The sequence below is a fragment of the Micromonospora sp. NPDC005215 genome (assembly GCF_040607915.1).
GTDB lineage: Bacteria > Actinomycetota > Actinomycetes > Mycobacteriales > Micromonosporaceae > Micromonospora.
This window is the reverse complement of record NZ_JBEXHQ010000044.1, coordinates 47,048-63,292: the sequence shown is the minus strand read 5'-3', so window position 1 is coordinate 63,292 and position 16,245 is coordinate 47,048. Positions and strand designations below refer to the sequence as shown.

The 16,245-nt window shown below is 71.4% G+C and carries 14 protein-coding genes; 5 read left to right on the top strand and 9 right to left on the bottom strand.

Going from position 1 to position 16,245, the window contains the following annotated elements; translation table 11 throughout:
* Window positions 1-74 precede the first annotated feature (74 nt).
* The 4 genes from ABZU25_RS26815 to ABZU25_RS26800 are packed head-to-tail and all read right to left on the bottom strand — an operon-like array spanning window position 75 to window position 4,135.
* A complete protein-coding gene (locus ABZU25_RS26815; protein ID WP_355032137.1) occupies window positions 75-704 on the bottom strand; it encodes a hypothetical protein in 630 nt (209 codons plus the stop codon).
* A gap of 13 nt (window positions 705-717) precedes the next feature.
* Window positions 718-1,809 (bottom strand): cellulose binding domain-containing protein, encoded by a 1,092-nt coding sequence (locus ABZU25_RS26810; protein ID WP_355032136.1) that lies wholly within the window; start codon window positions 1,807-1,809, stop codon window positions 718-720.
* A 54-nt stretch (window positions 1,810-1,863) separates the two neighbouring features.
* Window positions 1,864-2,913, bottom strand: coding sequence for a nitronate monooxygenase (locus tag ABZU25_RS26805; RefSeq protein WP_355032135.1), 1,050 nt, complete (start codon window positions 2,911-2,913; stop codon window positions 1,864-1,866).
* Window positions 2,914-2,944: 31 nt separating this feature from the next.
* Window positions 2,945-4,135, bottom strand: coding sequence for a hypothetical protein (locus ABZU25_RS26800; RefSeq protein ID WP_355032134.1), 1,191 nt, complete (start codon window positions 4,133-4,135; stop codon window positions 2,945-2,947).
* A 141-nt stretch (window positions 4,136-4,276) separates the two neighbouring features.
* On the opposite strand from ABZU25_RS26800, the gene ABZU25_RS26795 reads away from it, so the two are divergent.
* Window positions 4,277-4,549, top strand: coding sequence for a hypothetical protein (locus ABZU25_RS26795; protein ID WP_355032133.1), 273 nt, complete (start codon window positions 4,277-4,279; stop codon window positions 4,547-4,549).
* 37 nt (window positions 4,550-4,586) lie between these two features.
* Here ABZU25_RS26795 and ABZU25_RS26790 read toward each other — a convergent pair whose 3' ends face one another.
* Entirely contained in the window at window positions 4,587-5,855 is a 1,269-nt protein-coding gene (locus ABZU25_RS26790; protein WP_355032132.1) for an Nramp family divalent metal transporter, read from the bottom strand.
* A 204-nt stretch (window positions 5,856-6,059) separates the two neighbouring features.
* On the opposite strand from ABZU25_RS26790, the gene ABZU25_RS26785 reads away from it, so the two are divergent.
* From ABZU25_RS26785 to ABZU25_RS26770, 4 genes are all read left to right on the top strand, one after another.
* On the top strand, window positions 6,060-6,467 hold the full coding sequence (locus ABZU25_RS26785) for a GntR family transcriptional regulator (RefSeq protein ID WP_355032131.1): 408 nt from the start codon (window positions 6,060-6,062) through the stop codon (window positions 6,465-6,467).
* 88 nt (window positions 6,468-6,555) lie between these two features.
* Window positions 6,556-7,446, top strand: coding sequence for an ABC transporter ATP-binding protein (locus ABZU25_RS26780; protein ID WP_355032130.1), 891 nt, complete (start codon window positions 6,556-6,558; stop codon window positions 7,444-7,446).
* On the top strand, window positions 7,443-8,432 hold the full coding sequence (locus ABZU25_RS26775) for a transporter (RefSeq protein ID WP_355032129.1): 990 nt from the start codon (window positions 7,443-7,445) through the stop codon (window positions 8,430-8,432). Before ABZU25_RS26780 ends, ABZU25_RS26775 begins: the two co-directional genes overlap by 4 nt.
* 213 nt (window positions 8,433-8,645) lie before the next feature.
* Window positions 8,646-10,256 (top strand): hypothetical protein, encoded by a 1,611-nt coding sequence (locus ABZU25_RS26770; RefSeq protein WP_355032128.1) that lies wholly within the window; start codon window positions 8,646-8,648, stop codon window positions 10,254-10,256.
* Window positions 10,257-10,340: 84 nt separating this feature from the next.
* Here the strand turns inward: ABZU25_RS26770 and ABZU25_RS26765 are convergent, their stop codons facing one another.
* The 4 genes from ABZU25_RS26765 to mmsA all read right to left on the bottom strand — a co-directional run bounded on the left by ABZU25_RS26765 (window position 10,341) and on the right by mmsA (window position 15,713).
* A complete protein-coding gene (locus ABZU25_RS26765) occupies window positions 10,341-11,603 on the bottom strand; it encodes an ROK family transcriptional regulator (RefSeq protein WP_355032127.1) in 1,263 nt (420 codons plus the stop codon).
* Window positions 11,604-11,715: 112 nt separating this feature from the next.
* Window positions 11,716-12,819, bottom strand: a complete 1,104-nt coding sequence (locus ABZU25_RS26760) for a sugar-binding protein (protein WP_355032126.1) — start codon at window positions 12,817-12,819, stop codon at window positions 11,716-11,718.
* Window positions 12,820-12,870: 51 nt separating this feature from the next.
* Window positions 12,871-14,169 carry a multiple monosaccharide ABC transporter permease gene (gene mmsB, locus ABZU25_RS26755; RefSeq protein WP_355032125.1) on the bottom strand — a complete coding sequence of 433 codons (1,299 nt, stop codon included), beginning with the start codon at window positions 14,167-14,169 and terminating at the stop codon, window positions 12,871-12,873.
* Complete coding sequence (gene mmsA / locus ABZU25_RS26750) at window positions 14,166-15,713, bottom strand: multiple monosaccharide ABC transporter ATP-binding protein (protein ID WP_355032124.1); 1,548 nt, start codon at window positions 15,711-15,713, stop codon at window positions 14,166-14,168. The genes mmsB and mmsA overlap by 4 nt, the downstream gene beginning before the upstream one ends.
* Window positions 15,714-16,245: the final 532 nt, after the last annotated feature.

The window sequence follows — 16,245 nt, the reverse complement described above, 5'->3', positions numbered from 1 at the left end:
GCGGCGGGGTGCTGCCAGCAGCGCGCTGAGCTGGCCCGGGTCGGCGGTGGCCCGGGTGTGCGACCAGATCACCCTCACCGCGCCCGGACGTACGCCAGCAACACGCTCGTCGGCTGACCGGGCCAACTGCCCAGCAGGGCAGCCCCGGCGGCGTCGGCAGCGCCGGGACGGCGGACGACGACCAGTTCGACGGTGTCGGTGACGACGAGGGTGCTGTCCTCGTCGACCACCCGGCGCACGGCGCCGACCGGGGCCGCGTCGGCGTCCACGGCGCCGCTGACCGCGATCGTCACTGTCGGCTCGCGCACCTCACGCCGACCGTCCACCTCGAAGTACTGCTCCGCCTGGCCGGAGCCGGTGCGGATGGCGTGGGCGAGCGCGGCGGCGTACACCTTGTCGACGCAGCCGTCGTACACCCAGCGCCGGCCGAGCACCGAGTGCTCGGTGGTGCCGACCAGCCAGCCGTCCGCACCGTCGAGGGGCGCGGCCCGATAGGTCAGCGGGACGTGATGGACCGGCCCGTCAGCGGTGCTGACCAGCAGCGTCTCGATGCCGACCTCGCCGGCCGGATCGTCGAATCGGTAGGCGCCTCGGCTCACCAGCTCGACGCCGGCGGACCCGGCGAACCACTGTCGGCCGGGAAGCCAGGTCGCCAGCAGGTCGAGCTTCGTGGGGCGCAGGGTCGCCCTGTGCAGCAGTGCCATGCCGGCAGCCTAGTCAGAGGCCCGCGCAGGGTTGTCCGCCGATCGTGCAGCTCTCCGGTTCCCGGGCCTTCGGCCGGCTGTCGCGGACGTCGAAGCTGACCGTCCGGGACCCCCCGGCCGCCACGGGGGCTCCGGTGAAGGTGATCGACCGCCCGTCCTGTCGCCAGTCCGCGCCGTCGACGTCGTCGACGGTGGTGCCCTCGCCGAGGGTGACCACCACGGCCCAGTCCGCCACCGCTACGCCGCCCGGGTTGTCGACCACGACCTCACCCGTGTAGCCGAACAGTCGGCTGGAGTCGGTCTCGTACCGGGCCACCACCGCTGGCGCTGGCGGCGGGGGTGGCGCAGCGGACGCGGGCGGACTCGGGGGCGTCGCCGACGGGGTCCGGCTCGGGCGGGTGGTCGCCGACGCGGTGCTCCGCGAGGGGCGCGTCGAGCGGCTCACCGTCGGCGCGGCGGGGGTCACGCCGGCCGTCACGGACGGCGACGGCGCGGCTGTCGATGCCGGGGTGGCGGTGGGCTTCGACTCGGGCGGCAACGTTATCCAGGCCGCCGTTCCCGCCAGCAGCGCGACCCCGGCGACCAGGGCGACCAGGGTGCGACGCCGACGGCGGGTGCGTCCGGACGTGCCGAGCGCGCCGATCAGCGGCAGCTCGGCGGTCATCCCGCCGCCCCCGCGCAGGTCGACCTGCTGGAACGCGAGCCAGTCGAGGATGGCCGGCAGCCGTACGGTGAGCGCCTGCCGCAGCTGCTGCTCGCGTGGGTCGTGCTGGTCGGCGGACCACGCGCCGTGCGTCGTGACCTCCCGCACCTCCAGCCGGCAGCCCTGGCTGGTGGCCGTGACCGCGCAGGTCAGCTCACTGAGCCGGCCGGCCTCGTCGCAGGCCAGCACGAGGAGTGCCGGGTCCTGCCGCTCGGTCACCTCGACCTCGACGTTGGCCTCGAAGCCGGGCAACTCAGCAGTGTGCAGCAGCAGTCGGTCCGCCACGCCCTCGACCACGTCGGCCTCGGCGAACCACCGTCCGAGCAACTTCCGATCGGTCAGTGCGAGCCAGACCCGGTCGGGCGGGTAGGACAGGTCGACCTGCGCACCGATCTCGATCACGGCGAGACTCTACGGGTTTCCCGGTCGGCCGTCCCGCCGGCCCGAGGCCGCCGCTCAGCCCCAGCGTGCCGACCGCTCGACCACCGCCGCCAACGCGGCTCGGGCACCGGCGCTCACCTCGGTGACCACCTCGGCTGCCGGCAGGTCCCGCGCGAGGGGGTGCGCCTGCCCCGCCCACAGGTTCGCGACCGAGGCGTCGCCGTCGCGCCGGGCGGCGGCCAGCAGCGGACGCGTCAGGTGTAGCACCTGGGGATAACCTGTCGGCGCCGACGCGTCGTGCCGGCGCAGGAAGTCGTTGGCCACGCCCCGGGCCCGCTTGCCGGTGTACGACCGGGTCAGCGCGGTCGGCGCGGCCCCGGCCACCGCCGCCCGGTGCATCGGCGAACTGCCCGCCTCCGGGCAGCGCAGGAAGGCCGTGCCGAGCTGCCCGGCGGCGGCACCGGCAGCCAGCACGGCGGCCAGCGCGGGACCGTCGACGATGCCGCCCGCGGCCACCAGAGGCCGGTCGCAGCGGGCGGCGGCCAACCGGAGTAGCGGCAACAGCGCGTAGTCGTCGTCGTCCGGCAGACCGCCCCGATGCCCACCGGCCTCGGTGCCCTGCACCACCACCGCGTCCACGCCCAGGTCGGCGGCGGTCGTCGCGGCGTCCGGGCGGGTGACGGTGGCCCAGACCTCGGTGCCCCGTTCGCGCAGGGCGAGCACCGCCGCCCGGTCCGGCAGCCCGAACACGAAGGACACGACCGGGACCGGGTCCGCGAGCAGCGCGGCCAGTTTCTCCGGGTACGCGTCGTCGCCGCCCACCGGCTCGCCCAGGCTCACCCCGCGCTCGGCGGCCTGCGGGGCGAGCCGCTCGGCGTACGCCCGGACGGCGGCGTCGTCGATGCCGCCGGGGTCGGGCAGGAAGACGTTGACGCCGAACGGCCGGTCGGTACGCGCGCGAACCTCCGCGACGTCGGCGGCCAACCGCTCGGTGTCGATCATCCCGGCGGCCAGGAAGCCCAGTCCACCGGCGGCGGAGACGGCTGCCGCCAGCGCTGGCGTGGACGGGCCACCCGCCATCGGGGCCGCGATGATCGGGTGACGCAATGTGGACAGCACGGTCATTCCACCATCCTGCCGCACCGTCGGCGTCCGCTCACCGACGCGTCGTGTGCCGCCAGCGCAGCACGCCGGCCAGGCCGAGCAGCGCCACCATCGTGCCGGCGCCGGCCACCAGCAGCCAGGTCCGGCCGCCCAGGCCGGTGGTGTCCTCGGCGATCGGACGGACAAGGGTGGGCAACGCCGAAGCGGCCGACCCCGTCGGGCGCGCGGCGGTGGCCGGTCCGTCAGTGGTCGGGTAGCGCAGGACTGTCGGACGGGTGCCCGCTGGCTGGTCGGCGGATTCGGAGACGGTGAGCAACGACCGGCCGTCGCGACTGTAGGTGACCGACTCACCCTGGGGCTCGTCCGGCAAAGGGGTGATCCGCGGGGTGCCGGTGGTCAGCGCGCGGACCACATCGCCATCGGGCACGTCGTACTCGAAGGCGTCGGCATAGCTGCGCAGCACCACCCGACGCCCGTCCGGTGCGCTCGCCGCTCCGGTGATCACACCGCGCCCGAGGAACGAGAACGGGTTGCTGGTGCTTGTCGTCGGCAGGGTCACCTGGCCGACCGAGGCCAGCGGCGTCGTCGCCCCCGGCCGCAGCGCGGCGGTCGGGGCGTACAGGAAGACGGTGCCGCTGCCGCCCTTGGTGATGATCAGCGGTCGATCGGACGCGTCGAGCAGCAACGCCTCCGCGTCGTGCGGGCGGTCCGGGTAGGTCATCCGGTGCAGCACCGGCTCGTCCGCCCCGGGAGCGAGCCGCCAGACGGCGATCGTCGGCCGGGAGTGGTCGTTGTCGCCGATGTCGGCGACCCAGACGGTGCCGTCGCGACCGATGGCCAGGTCCTCGGTGTCGCGAGGGCGGGACGGGAAGGCCACCGCCCGGACCACCGCGCAGCGCTGGTCGAGGAAGAAGATCCGGCGGCGGGCCTCGTCGTCGGCACCGTCGTTGATCATTACGTACCCGTCGTCGGTGGCGACCATCCCGGAGATCTCGCGGAGCCGGTCGTCGCGCACCTGGCACACCGGCGTCCCGGCCGCCGCCGCACCCGCCGCCGCTGCCGGCGTCAGCGCGACGGCCGGCGCCACCGCGCCGGCGAGCACCGCCGCCAGCGCCGCGCCCGCACGGGCGCGCCGCCCCCAGGTCAACCGCCCGCGTACCCGCATCGCCCACCCTCCTCGTCGCGGCCGTGCCCCGGCCACCTGCCCATCCTGGCCGATCCGGGCCACCGGCGGGGTCAGCATCCGCGCGAGCCGAACGCCGCCCTGGCTGCGCCGGGCGGTCGCCGCCAGCGGTCGTGACCCGAAGTGGGAGGCCTGAGTTCCGCGATGCGGGGTAGGCAGCGGCCCGGCGGCATGTCGACACCCGCCGGGCAGGAGGCTCCGATGAGCACGTACCGGGATGATCAGGGCGACACGTTTCCTCCCCCGGAGGCGGACGCCCAAGAGCAGCGGCAGAACGCCGTCGACTACGGGCCGCCGGACCGGGTGTCGGGTGACGTCGACCCGGAAGCGTCCGAGGCGGACCTGGCCGAGCAGGGCGCCCTCCCGGCGGGCACGCTCGAGGAGGTGACGTCGCTGCCGGCCGACGCCAATCCGGCCGACGCCCTCGAACAGCGCCAGGAGATCCCCACCCGCGACGAGGGCCGTCGCACCTGACCGCACCCGTTTCCGCCGGCCCGGCCGACCAGCGACCTCAGCCGGCGGTGACCTGCCACAGCAGGAACGCGTTGAGCGCGACCACCAGCACGGCCACCAGCGACGCGGCGGCGGTGGTGAGCGGGTGGTTGACCAGGTTGCCCATCAGGTCGCGGCGTCGGGTGAAGGCGACCACCGGGATCAGCGCGAACGGGATGCCGAAGCTGAGGATGACCTGGGACAGCACGAGCGCCCGGGTGGGGTCGAGGCCGATGGCGAGTACGGCCAGAGCGGGCAGCAGGGTGACCAGTCGGCGCAGCAACAACGGCACCCGCCGCCGCAGGAAGCCCTGCATGATCACTTCGCCGGCGTAGGTGCCGACGCTCGTGGAGGCCAGCCCGGAGACCAGCAGAGCGACGGCGAACCCGAACGCCGCAGCGGTGCCGATGGTCTGGCCGAGCCCGGCGTGCACACCCTCCAGGCTGTCCGCGCCACCCGGGCCGCCGCCGCGGAAGCTGGCCGCCGCGATCAGCAGCATGGCGAGGTTCACCGCGCCGGCCGCGCTCAGGGCGAGCAGCACGTCGGTGCGCTGGCCCCGGAACAGGACCCGACGCTCGATGTCGTCGGCGGCCGGGATGCGGTCGCGAGTCAGTGCGGAGTGCACGTAGATGACGTGCGGCATGACGGTGGCGCCCAGGATGCCGGCGGCCAGCAGCACGCTGTCGGTGCCCTGGAGCCGAGGCACCAGACCGGCCATGGCGGAGCCGGGGTCCGAGCCGGAGGCGAGCAGGTTGGCGGCGAAGGCCAGGACGATCACACCGAGCAGTACGGCGATGGCGATCTCGAAGGCGCGGAACCCGCGCGAGCGCAGGGCGAGCACGGCGAACGCCGCCGTGCCGATGATGAGCCCGCCGGGCAGCAGCGGAATGCCGAAGAGCAGGTACAGGGCGACCGCGCCGCCGATCACCTCGGCCAGGTCGGTGGCCATGGCGACCAACTCGGCCTGCACCCACATCAGCCGGTTCAGCGGCCGGGGCAGCCGCTCCCGGCACAGCTCGGGCAGGCTGCGCCCGGTGGCCAGACCCAGCTTGGCGGTGAGGGTCTGCACCAGCATCGCCATCAGGTTGGCCACCACCACGACCCAGACCAGCAGGTAGCCGTAGCGGGCACCGGCGGCGGAGTTGGTGGCGAAGTTGCCGGGGTCGACGTAGGCGACGGCGGCGACGAACGCCGGGCCGAGCAGGATCAGCCGCCCGCGTACCCGCCCCCGGGAGCGAGCCACCTGTAGTGGAGTCGCTGTCGACGTCGCCAGTTCGTTGGTGACCATCGAACACCTCCCCGTCGGCGCGAATTGGTTGCCGGTCCCTTCCCGGTGGGCTGACCCGTTGGTGCCAACCGCTGGCCCGCCGGTGCCACCGAGCCCGACGCGCCGGATGCACCGCGACGCGCCGCGCACTTGACAGGAGCGGGAGCGCCGATGAAGCTGTCTATTAGTCCTACTGTCGTAGGACAACAGGAAGGATCATCACGAGTGATCGAGTTCGTGTTGGACAGCCGGTCGAAGGTGAACACCTACATGCAGCTCGTGCAGCAGGTGAAGCAGTCGCTGCGCGTCGGTCTGCTGACTCCGGGCGACCAGTTGCCGAAGGTCCGGGACGTCGCGCAGTCACTGGCGATCAACCCGAACACGGTGCTGAAGGCGTACCGGGAGCTGGAGATCGAGGGTCTGGTCGGTGGCCGACCCGGGGTGGGCACGTTCGTCCAGCGCACCCTGGCCGGCGCATCCCTGCCCAACCAGGCCGAGCTCCGCGAGGACCTGGTCGCCTGGTTGCACCGCGCGCAGGCCGCGGGCCTCTCGGCCGAGGACGTCATCGCCCTGGTGGAGACCACGCTGCGAGCCACCCTCGCCGACGACGCCCCGCAGAAGGAGCCCGCCTGAGCGTGCGCAGCGAGCGAACCACCAGGCACCGAAGCAAGGGCTGCTCCGCCACGAAGCCGCTGGCGCAGCCGGATCGAGAGGACAGAGGATGGACATGATCTTGGAGGCCGACCGGCTGGGCAAGCGGTACGGCAGCACCTGGGCGTTGCGCGACTGTTCGCTACAGCTGCCGGCCGGCCGGATCGCCGCGCTGGTCGGGCCGAACGGCGCGGGCAAGAGCACGCTGCTGCACCTGGCCGTCGGCCTGCTCAAGCCAGACGGGGGCGCGGTGCGCGTCTTCGGTAGATCTCCCTACGGCGACACGGAGGGGTTGGCCGACATCGGCTTCGTCGCCCAGGACACCCCGCTCTACCGGGACTTCACCGCCGCCGAGCTGGTCATCGCCGGCGGCAAGCTGAACAAGCGGTGGGACGCGACGCTGGCCCGCCAGCGGTTGGCCCAGCTCGGCATCCCACCGGACCGGCCGGTCGGCAAGCTCTCCGGCGGTCAGCGGGCGCAGGTCGCGCTCGCGCTCGCCCTGGCCAAGCGACCGCGGCTGCTGCTGCTCGACGAGCCGGTCGCCAGCCTCGACCCCCTCGCCCGGCGGGAGTTTCTCCAGTCGCTGATGGGCAGCGTCGCGGAGTCCGGCACCACCGTCCTGCTCTCCTCGCACCTACTGGCCGACCTGGAACGGGTCTGCGACTACCTGATCGTGCTCAACTCCGCCCAGGTGCAGCTCACCGGCGCCGTCGACGACCTGGTCACCGAGCACCGCCAACTGGTCGGCCCCCGGCACGACGGCGGCGTCGTCGGGGGCGTCGCCGCCGTGATCCGGGCCAGCCACACCGACCGGCAGTCCACGCTGCTGGTCCGCACCGACGGCCCGGTCACCGACCCGGCCTGGACGGTCCGCGAGGTCAGCCTCGAGGACGTCGTGCTGGCCTACCTGGCCGACGGCACCACGCAGACCAGGCACAGCGAGTGGGGAGTGGCGGCATGATCTGGTTGACCTGGCGGCAACACCGCAAGCAGGCGCTCTACACCCTGCTGGGGCTCGCGGCGCTCGCCGCGCTGCTGGTGCCGATCGGCCTGGCGATGCGGCACACCTTCGCCGACCTCGGGCTGACGGACTGCACCAGCCAACTCGCCCGCGCCGACGTGGCGCAGACAACCCGGGAGACCTGCGAGGCGGGCTTTCGGCGCTTCGGCAACCAGTACGGCAACCTCAGTCTGGTGGCCGTACTGCTGATCACCCTGCCGGCGCTGGTCGGCCTCTTCTGGGGTGCCCCGCTTGTCGCGCGCGAGGTGGAACAGGGCACCCACCGCTTCGTCTGGACCCAGGGCGTCGGCCGCACCCGCTGGGCCCTTGTGAAGTTCGGGCTGGTGGGCGCGGGCGTCCTGATCCTCGCGACGGTCTACGGGCTGGGCATGTCCTGGTGGGTCGACCCGCTCACCAAGGCCGCGCACGAGGGCCGGTTCGGCATGATCGTCTTCGATCTGCAGGGCATCGTCCCGATCGGGTACACAGTGTTCGCCGTGGCGCTTGGCGTCTTCGCCGGCACCGTCTGGAAGCGGATGCTGCCCGCCATGGGCATCACCCTCGCCGGTTACATCGGCGTCCGGGCAGCGGTGGAGCTGCTGGCCCGACGGCACTACCAGCCGGCCCGCACCCAGACCTTCTCGATCGAGGGGGAAGGACCGCCGGAGATCAGCCGGGGCGACTGGATCCTCGCCCAGGGCGTCCGGAACCCCGACGGCACGATGATCGCGGAGGGCGGTCGGATCCAGTGTCCGCCGGGCGGCAGGGGGCCGGAGGGTCGGGTCTGCGGTGCTGAACTCGGCATCGAACCGGGGGCGTACAACTGGCAGCTGTACCAGCCGGCGGACCGGTTCTGGCTGTTCCAGGGGATCGAGACGGGCATCTTCGTCGCCCTGGCCCTGCTCCTGCTCTATCTCGCCGTGCGCCGGATCCGCCGGATCGCGTAGCCGGGCGACGGGTGTTCGTCGGGGGCAGGGGCCTCGGCGAGCACCCGTCAGCGCAGGCCCTTCGACGGTCAGCGCGAGCCAGGACCTCCGGACGGCGAAGTCGGATTCCGGCCCGTCGCCAACGCGACTCAACGCGCTGATTCGCTTACCCACAGTGCTCCGATGTGGACTCGGGGCCCGGGTTGGCCGGGTCGCGGAGATGGGAGCGTACGCGTGAAGTTTAGAATCCTCCGTCGGGTCGCCGCGTCAGCCGTGGCGCTCGCCTGCGCCACGTTGGGCGCTGTGGCGTTGCCGGCCGCCCCGGCGACGGCCAGCCCCATCCGCAACGCGACCTCCTGGTCGGTGCTGCTGTGCAAGTTCAGCGACAAGCCGGCGGAGCCACAACCGCCGTCGCACTTCGCCAACTTCCTCACCGCGGCCGGGGTCGGCACCGGTGGCGTGGCGGACTACCTCGCCGACCAGTCCGGCGGGCGGGTGTCGCTGGCCGGCTCGGTGGTGCGGGGCTGGTACACGATGCCGTACACGTTGGCGCAGTTCCAGTCGATCGACCGCTGGACCCGGATCCAGCGCTGCGTGGACACGGCGGCGACCGCCGGCTACGCGGTGCCGGCCGGCAACCGGATCGCGGTCATGCTCAACGACTGGGTGGATTCCGGCGCGGCCGGCGGCCGGGTGCTGCTCGACCCGGGCGCCTGGAACGTCGGCTTCGCCGCGCACGAGATGCTGCACGGCTACAACCTGGGCCACTCGTTCTCCAACGACACGACCTACCAGAACGCGCCGTGGTCCCAACCGGGCGAGTACGACGACCCGTGGGACGAGATGAGCGCCATGCACATCTACGCGCTCAACACCGCGAACTACGGCACCAGCGCGGTCGGGCTCAACGGGCCGCACCGCGACGAGCTGGGCTGGCTGCCGAAGAACCGGATCTTCACAATGGCCGCCGACGGCGTCGGCTCGCGCGCCCTCACCCTGGCCCCGCTGGAGGTGCCCGCCGCGAGTGGCCCGCAGCTGATCCGCATCCCGTTCGACCCGGCAGACCTGTTCCACTACTACACCGTCGAGTTCCGCCGGAAGACCGGCTGGAGCGCCGCCATCCCCGCCGACACGGTGCTGCTGCACGAGGTCCGCGACGGCACTCCCACCCTGCTGCGCACCGGGCCCGGCGGCGGCCCGGCCCAGTCGCTCAACGCCAACGGCGTGCAGATCGGCGTGAACTGGCTCTCCGGCAACGCCGCATCGGTGACAGTGACCACCGACGTGGTCAACCGCTGCCTCCAGGGGTACGTCTGGCGCGAGGCCCGCGCCGGCGACCTCGTCTGTGTCACCGGTGCGACCCGCAGCCAGGTGTGGGCGGACAACGCCGCCGCGCCGAGCCGCTGGGTGAACGGCCCGTACGGCCCGCACACCTGCGTCGCCGGCTACGTGTGGCGCGAGGCGTACGCCGGGGACGACGTCTGCGTCACCGGGGCGCAGCGCAGCCAGGCCGCCGCCGACAACGCCGCCGCCGCGTCCCGGCGTAACCCGGCCCGCCTGGTCTCCGGCCCCAACACCTGCGTCAGCGGGTACGTCTGGCGCGACGCCGACCAGTCCGACTACGTCTGCGTCAGCGGCACGACCCGCTCCCAGGTGCTGGCGGACAACGCGGTCGCCGCGAGCCGCTGGGTCAGCGGACCGTACGGCCCGCACACCTGCGTCGCCGGGTACGTCTGGCGCGAGGCGTTCATCGGCGACGACGTCTGCGTCACCGGGGCGCAGCGCAGCCAGGCCGCCGCCGACAACGCCGCCGGCCCCGGCCGGGTGCTACGGCCGGCAGGCTGACGGACCGCGCCCCCGGCGGATCGACCACCGGGGCGCATTCGTCGAGCGGGTCAGGACGCGCCCCGGCACCGGGCGCCGGGGTGGCTACCCGGGCTCGCTGGTCGCGGCCTGGCCCGCGACGCCGACGTTGAGCGGGTCGGCCAGGAGTTTGTCGAAGGCCAACTCGGCGGCGCCGATCAGGACGGCGTCGCGGCCGAGTGCCGCCGCATGCAGCCGCAGGTGCTCGCGGGAGGCCGGCAGCGGCATGGTGTCCAACCGCTCGCGGACGACGTCCGCTCCGGCGGTGAAGATGTCACGAAGCGACCCGCCGAACACCACGGCGTCCGGGTTGACCACGTTGACCAGGTTGGCCACACCGAAGCCGAGCCACCCGGCGACCTGCTCGACGGCGGCGCGGGCGGTTCGGTCGCCGTCCGCCGCCGCGCGCAGCACCTCGGCCACCGCGGCGCGGTCGCTCGGATCGCGGCCCGCGTGCCGCAGTAACGCGGCCTCGGAGATCTCGGTCTCCCAGCAGCCACGTGAGCCGCAGCCGCAGGGCAGGCCGTTGGGGTTGACGACCATGTGGCCGACTTTGCCGCTGTGACCGCGGTGGCCGATCACCAGTCGGCCACCGACGATGAGGCCGGCGCTGATACCCAGGTCGCCGTGCAGGTAGACGACGTCGTCGATGCCCACCGCCACGCCCCGGACGTGCTCGGCCAGCCCGGCGATGTCGGCCAGGTCACCGGCCACGAAACCGGGACGGCCGCCGAACTCCGCCTCCAGTGCGACGCCGAGCGTCTCGTCGATGCTGGCGATCCGGATCCGGCCGTCCGGGTCACGGGTGGTGTCGGTGACCGCGGCGGCGCCGCCGACCAGCAGCCCGTCGGTGGGCACCGACCGTTCCATGTCCCGGACCAGGTCGGCGAGGGGCCCGACGGCGTCGACCGCCGACAGGCCACTGGGTCGCGGGACCTCCCGCCGATCGAGGATCTGCCCACCGAGGCCGATCCGGGCGGCACGTAGCCGGTCCGCGTCGATGCTCAACGCATGCGCGTAGACCCGGTCGAAGCGGGGACTGACCACCAGTGAGGGCCGGCCGGCGCGGCGGGCGGTGGTCGGCGCCTCCTCGGTGACCAGGCCGCTGGCGACCAGGTCGGCCGCGAGGGCGCCGATGGTGCTTCGGTTGAGGCCGAGCCGGCTGGTCAGTTCGGCCCGGGACGTCGGCCCGTGCACGTGGACGTAGCGCAGCACCGCGCCGAGATTCTGCCGCCGGATCTCCTCCTGGCTGGCACCGGGGACCGACGGCAGCGGGGATTCGGTGTGGCGGCCGACGCCGGCTGGCCTGGACCGGACGGGTGTTGCCACGGTCAGACCTCCTTCCGGGTCGGTGCCGGGTGGTGCGGGGCCGTCAGGACGACGATGGGTCCCGGAAGAGGAGATCCGGGACCCATCGGCGTTGCTATCTACCGTGCGGTGATTACTTGGTGAGCGGCGCGAGCTTCGGGTCCGAGGCGTACGCCTCGACCACGTTCGCCTTGGTGACGGCGACCGGCGGGAGCAGGAACGTGTCGACGACCTTGCTGCCGTTGTTGTACGACTTGGTGTCGTTCACCTGCGGCTTGTCACCGGCCTGGAGAGCCTTGACCATGTTGATGGTCTCCTTCACCAGGTTGCGGGTGTCCTTGTTGATCGTCATGTACTGCTCGCCCTTGACGATCGACTTGACCGACTCCACCTCGGAGTCCTGGCCGGTGACGATCGGGGTCGGCTTGCCGGCACCCTTGACCGAGGTCAGGATGGCGCGGGCCAGCGTGTCGTTCGGGGAGAGGACGCCGTCCAGCTCCTTGCTGCCGTACGTCGAGGTCAGCAGCTGGTCCATGCGGGCCTGCGCACCCTCGGCCTTCCAGCCCTGGATGGCGGTCTGCTTGACCTCCTTCTGACCGGAGGCGACGACCACGTTGCCCTTGTCGATCTCCGGCTTGAGCACGTCCATCGCGCCGTTGAAGAAGACACCGGCGTTGTTGTCGTCCGGCGAGCCGGAGAACAGCTCGACGTTGTACGGGCCGTTCGGCTTCTTGGCCTTCATGCCGTCCAGCAGGGCCTGGCCCTGGAGCTGGCCGACCTTGAAGTTGTCGAACGCGACGTAGTAGTCGAGGTCCGGGGTGTTGGTGATCAGCCGGTCGTAGGCGATGACCTTCACACCGGCGGCGTGGGCCGCCGCGACCTGGGTCGACAGCTGCGCGGCGTCGGTCGCGCCGATGACGATGACCTTGGCGCCCTTGGTCACCATGGAGGTGATCTGCGCCTGCTGGTCGGCGACCGTGGTCGACGCGCCGGCGTACTGCACGTTGCCCTCGAAGCCGGCCTCCTTGAGGCCGTTGGTGAACAGGTCACCGGCGAGGACCCAGTTCTCCGAGGTCTTGGCCGGGAGGGCCACGCCGATCAGGGAGTTGGCCGGGAAGCCCTTGGCGGCCTCGCCGCCGGTGGCGGAGTCGCCGTCACGGCCGGAGCCGCAACCGGCGAGGGCCAGCATGGCGGCGGCGCTGATGGCGACCACCGACGTGCCGAAGAATTTACGCATGTGAGGACTTGCCTTTCTGGATGTGTAACGGGGTGGTGAGGTCGGTGACCGTCAGCCGGACACCGCTGCCTTGGCGGGCTCGCGCTCCGCGTCCGGCGGTGAGGCGGGTGGGACGGAGTCGTCGCGGCGGAACGGCCGCATCAGGCTCCCGATGATGGAGAAGCGCCCCTGGCTCTTGTTGTAGACGTCGATCGCGACGGCCAGCAGCAGGACCAGGCCCTTGATGATCTGGACCTTGTCGGTGCCCACGCCCTGCAGCTGGAGGCCGTTGTTGAGCACGGCCATGACGAGACCACCGACGATCGAGCCGCTGATGGTGCCGATACCGCCGGCGACCGCCGCGCCACCGATGAAGACCGCGGCGATGGCGTCCAGCTCCCAGCCGTTGCCGTCCTGCGGTCCGGAGGCCGCCGAACGGGCCACGAAGATCATGCCGGCCAGCGCGGCCAGGACGGACATGTTCATCATGACGAAGAAGTTGACCCGCTTGAGCTTCACGCCGGACAGCTCGGCCGCCCTGGCGTTGCCGCCCACCGCGTAGATGTGCCGGCCACCGGCCGTGTTACGGGTGTAGAAGGAGTACGCGATGACCAGCAGCAGCAGGATGATGCCGGAGATCGGGAAGCTGGTGCCGACGCGACCGCTGGCGAAGCGCAGCGAGGCGAAGGCGATGACCCCGACCATGATGGCCATCCGCAGGATCGAGACCCACATCGGCGCCGGGTCGGCGTCCATCGCCCGACGGGTGTTGCGGGCCCGGATCTCGCGCCACACCACCGCCACCGCCGCGGCCAGACCGAGCAGCAGCGTCGCGTTGTTGTAGCCGAGGTTTGGCCCGAACTCGGGCAGGAAGCCGGAGCCGATCTCCCGGAAGCCCTCCGGCACCGGAATGCTCTGCGCGTTACCGATGAACTGGTTGCCACCGCGGAACAGCAGCATGCCGGCCAGGGTGACGATGAACGCCGGCACCCCGATGTAGGCCACCCAGAACCCCTGCCACGCGCCGATCGCCGCGCCGATGGCGAGGCCGAACACGATGGCGGCGGGCCAGGGTAGGTCCCACTCGGTCATCGACTTGGCGACCAGGATGCCGGTGAAGGCCGCGACCGAGCCGACCGACAGGTCGATGTGCCCGGCGACGATCACCATGAGCATGCCGATGGCCAGGATCAGGATGTACGAGTTCTGCTGGAACAGCGCGATCAGGTTGTCCGAGCGCAGCGTCAGCCCATCGGTCCAGACCTGGAAGATCAGGACGATCGCCACCAGGGTGAAAATCATCCCGAACTGGCGCGCGTTGGAGGTCGTACCTCCAAACAGATTCTTCTGAAGGTCCTTGATACGGCTCATCGGGTGGCCAACTTCTTCGTCGAGGTCATCTGCTTCATGAGGTTTTCCGGGGTGGCGTCCGCCCGGGCGATCTCGCCCGTGATGGCACCTTCGAACACCGTGTAGATGCGGTCGCAGAGCCCGATCAACTCAGGCAACTCCGAGGAGATGACGACGACGCCCTTCCCCTGGTCGGCGAGCCGCTGGATGATGCCGTAGATCTCGTACTTGGCGCCCACGTCGATGCCGCGCGTGGGCTCGTCGAGGATCAGCAGGTCCGGGTCGGTGAACATCCACTTCGCCAGGACGACCTTCTGCTGGTTGCCGCCGGAGAGCTTCGAGACGCTCTCGTCGACCGTCGGGGCCTTGGTCCGCAACTCCTTGCGGTACGCCTCGGCCGCCTGGTACTCCTCGACCTCGCTCAGGACGCCGCGGTGCCTGATCTTGGACAGCTTGGCGGCCACCGTCGACGACTTGATGTCGTCGAGCAGATTGAGGCCGATCGCCTTGCGGTCCTCGCTGACGTACGCGAGCCCGTTGTCGATCGCGTCCGCGACCGACTTCAGGACGATCTCCTTGCCGTCCTTGATGATGGTGCCCGACTCGAACACCCCGTAGGAGCGGCCGAAGACACTCATCGCCAGCTCCGTACGGCCCGCGCCCATCAGGCCGGCGAAGCCGACGATCTCGCCGCGGCGCACCACGAAGCTCTCGTTCTTGCAGACCTGCCGGTCGGCGGAGATCGGGTGCCGGACGTTCCAGTCGCGGACCTCGAAGAAGACCTCGCCGATCTTCGGGGTGTGGTCCGGGAACCGACTGCTCAGCTCACGGCCGACCATGCCCCGCACGATCCGGTCCTCGTCGACCCCGTCCGCCTTGACGTTGAGGGTCTCCACGGTCCGGCCGTCGCGCAGGATGGTGATCTGGTCGGCGATCGCCTCGATCTCGTTGAGCTTGTGCGAGATCATGATCGAGGTGATGCCGCGGGAGCGGAAGCCGCGCAGCAGGTCCAGCAGGTGCCGGGAGTCCGCCTCGTTCAGCGCGGCCGTCGGCTCGTCCAGGATGAGCAGCTTCACGTCCTTGGCGAACGCCTTGGCGATCTCCACGAGCTGCTGCTTGCCGACACCGATGTCCTTGATCAGGGTGTCCGGGTCCTCCTGGAGGCCGACCCGGGCCATCAGGTCCAGCGCCATCCGGTTCGCGGCCTTCCAGTCGATCGCGCCCCGCTTGCGCGGTTCGTTGCCGAGGAAGATGTTCTCGGCGATCGACATGCCGGGAATGAGCGCGAGCTCCTGGTGGATGATCACGATTCCGGCGTTCTCGCTGGCCCGGATGTCGGAGAACTTGCTCTCCGACCCCTGGTAGACGATCTGGCCGTCGTAGCTGCCGTACGGGTAGACCCCGCTGAGGACCTTCATCAGCGTGGACTTGCCCGCACCGTTCTCGCCGCAGATGGCATGGATCTCACCGGCGCGAACCACCAGGTTGACGTCGGAGAGGGCCTTGACTCCGGGGAACTCCTTGGTGATGGAGCGCATCTCAAGGAGGATCGGCACGTCGCTCATCGCTCGTACCACCTCGCCAACGTCATCGGTTGCCTCCGGAAGGTTGAACCTTCACTTGGTTTTGTTGTTGACGGCAACGTATTGCGGCCGGAGGGCCATCCGCAAGGCGAGGGACTGTTGAAAATGTAACAATCCGGCAATATCGACGGACGATAGTTTTCGCCTGTCACATCCACCTCGGGAGCCCCTCACGGCACCTTGGCCTGCCGGTGGCAACGTTGTCAAATGGAGGGCGACGCCGCGATCGGCTCCGGTCCTCCTTGACAGGCCCGCCACCAGGCATGATCCGCGTCGGACCGGGAGCGGAATGCTACGCCGCCCGCCCGCCATCATCGAATGATCTTGATGGGGCCGCGACGCCGGCACCCCGCCCGGGACGGCACGACGACTCTCGGCCGACGGTGTGACCCACACCTCTACCGACGGGTCGGATCGACAATGATCGTCGCGTCAGGCCCGCCACCAGGAGACGGATCCGTGGCTTAACGTCCCTTAAGGGCGGATCGAGGCCGTCCGCCCCGGCCCGCGCCCC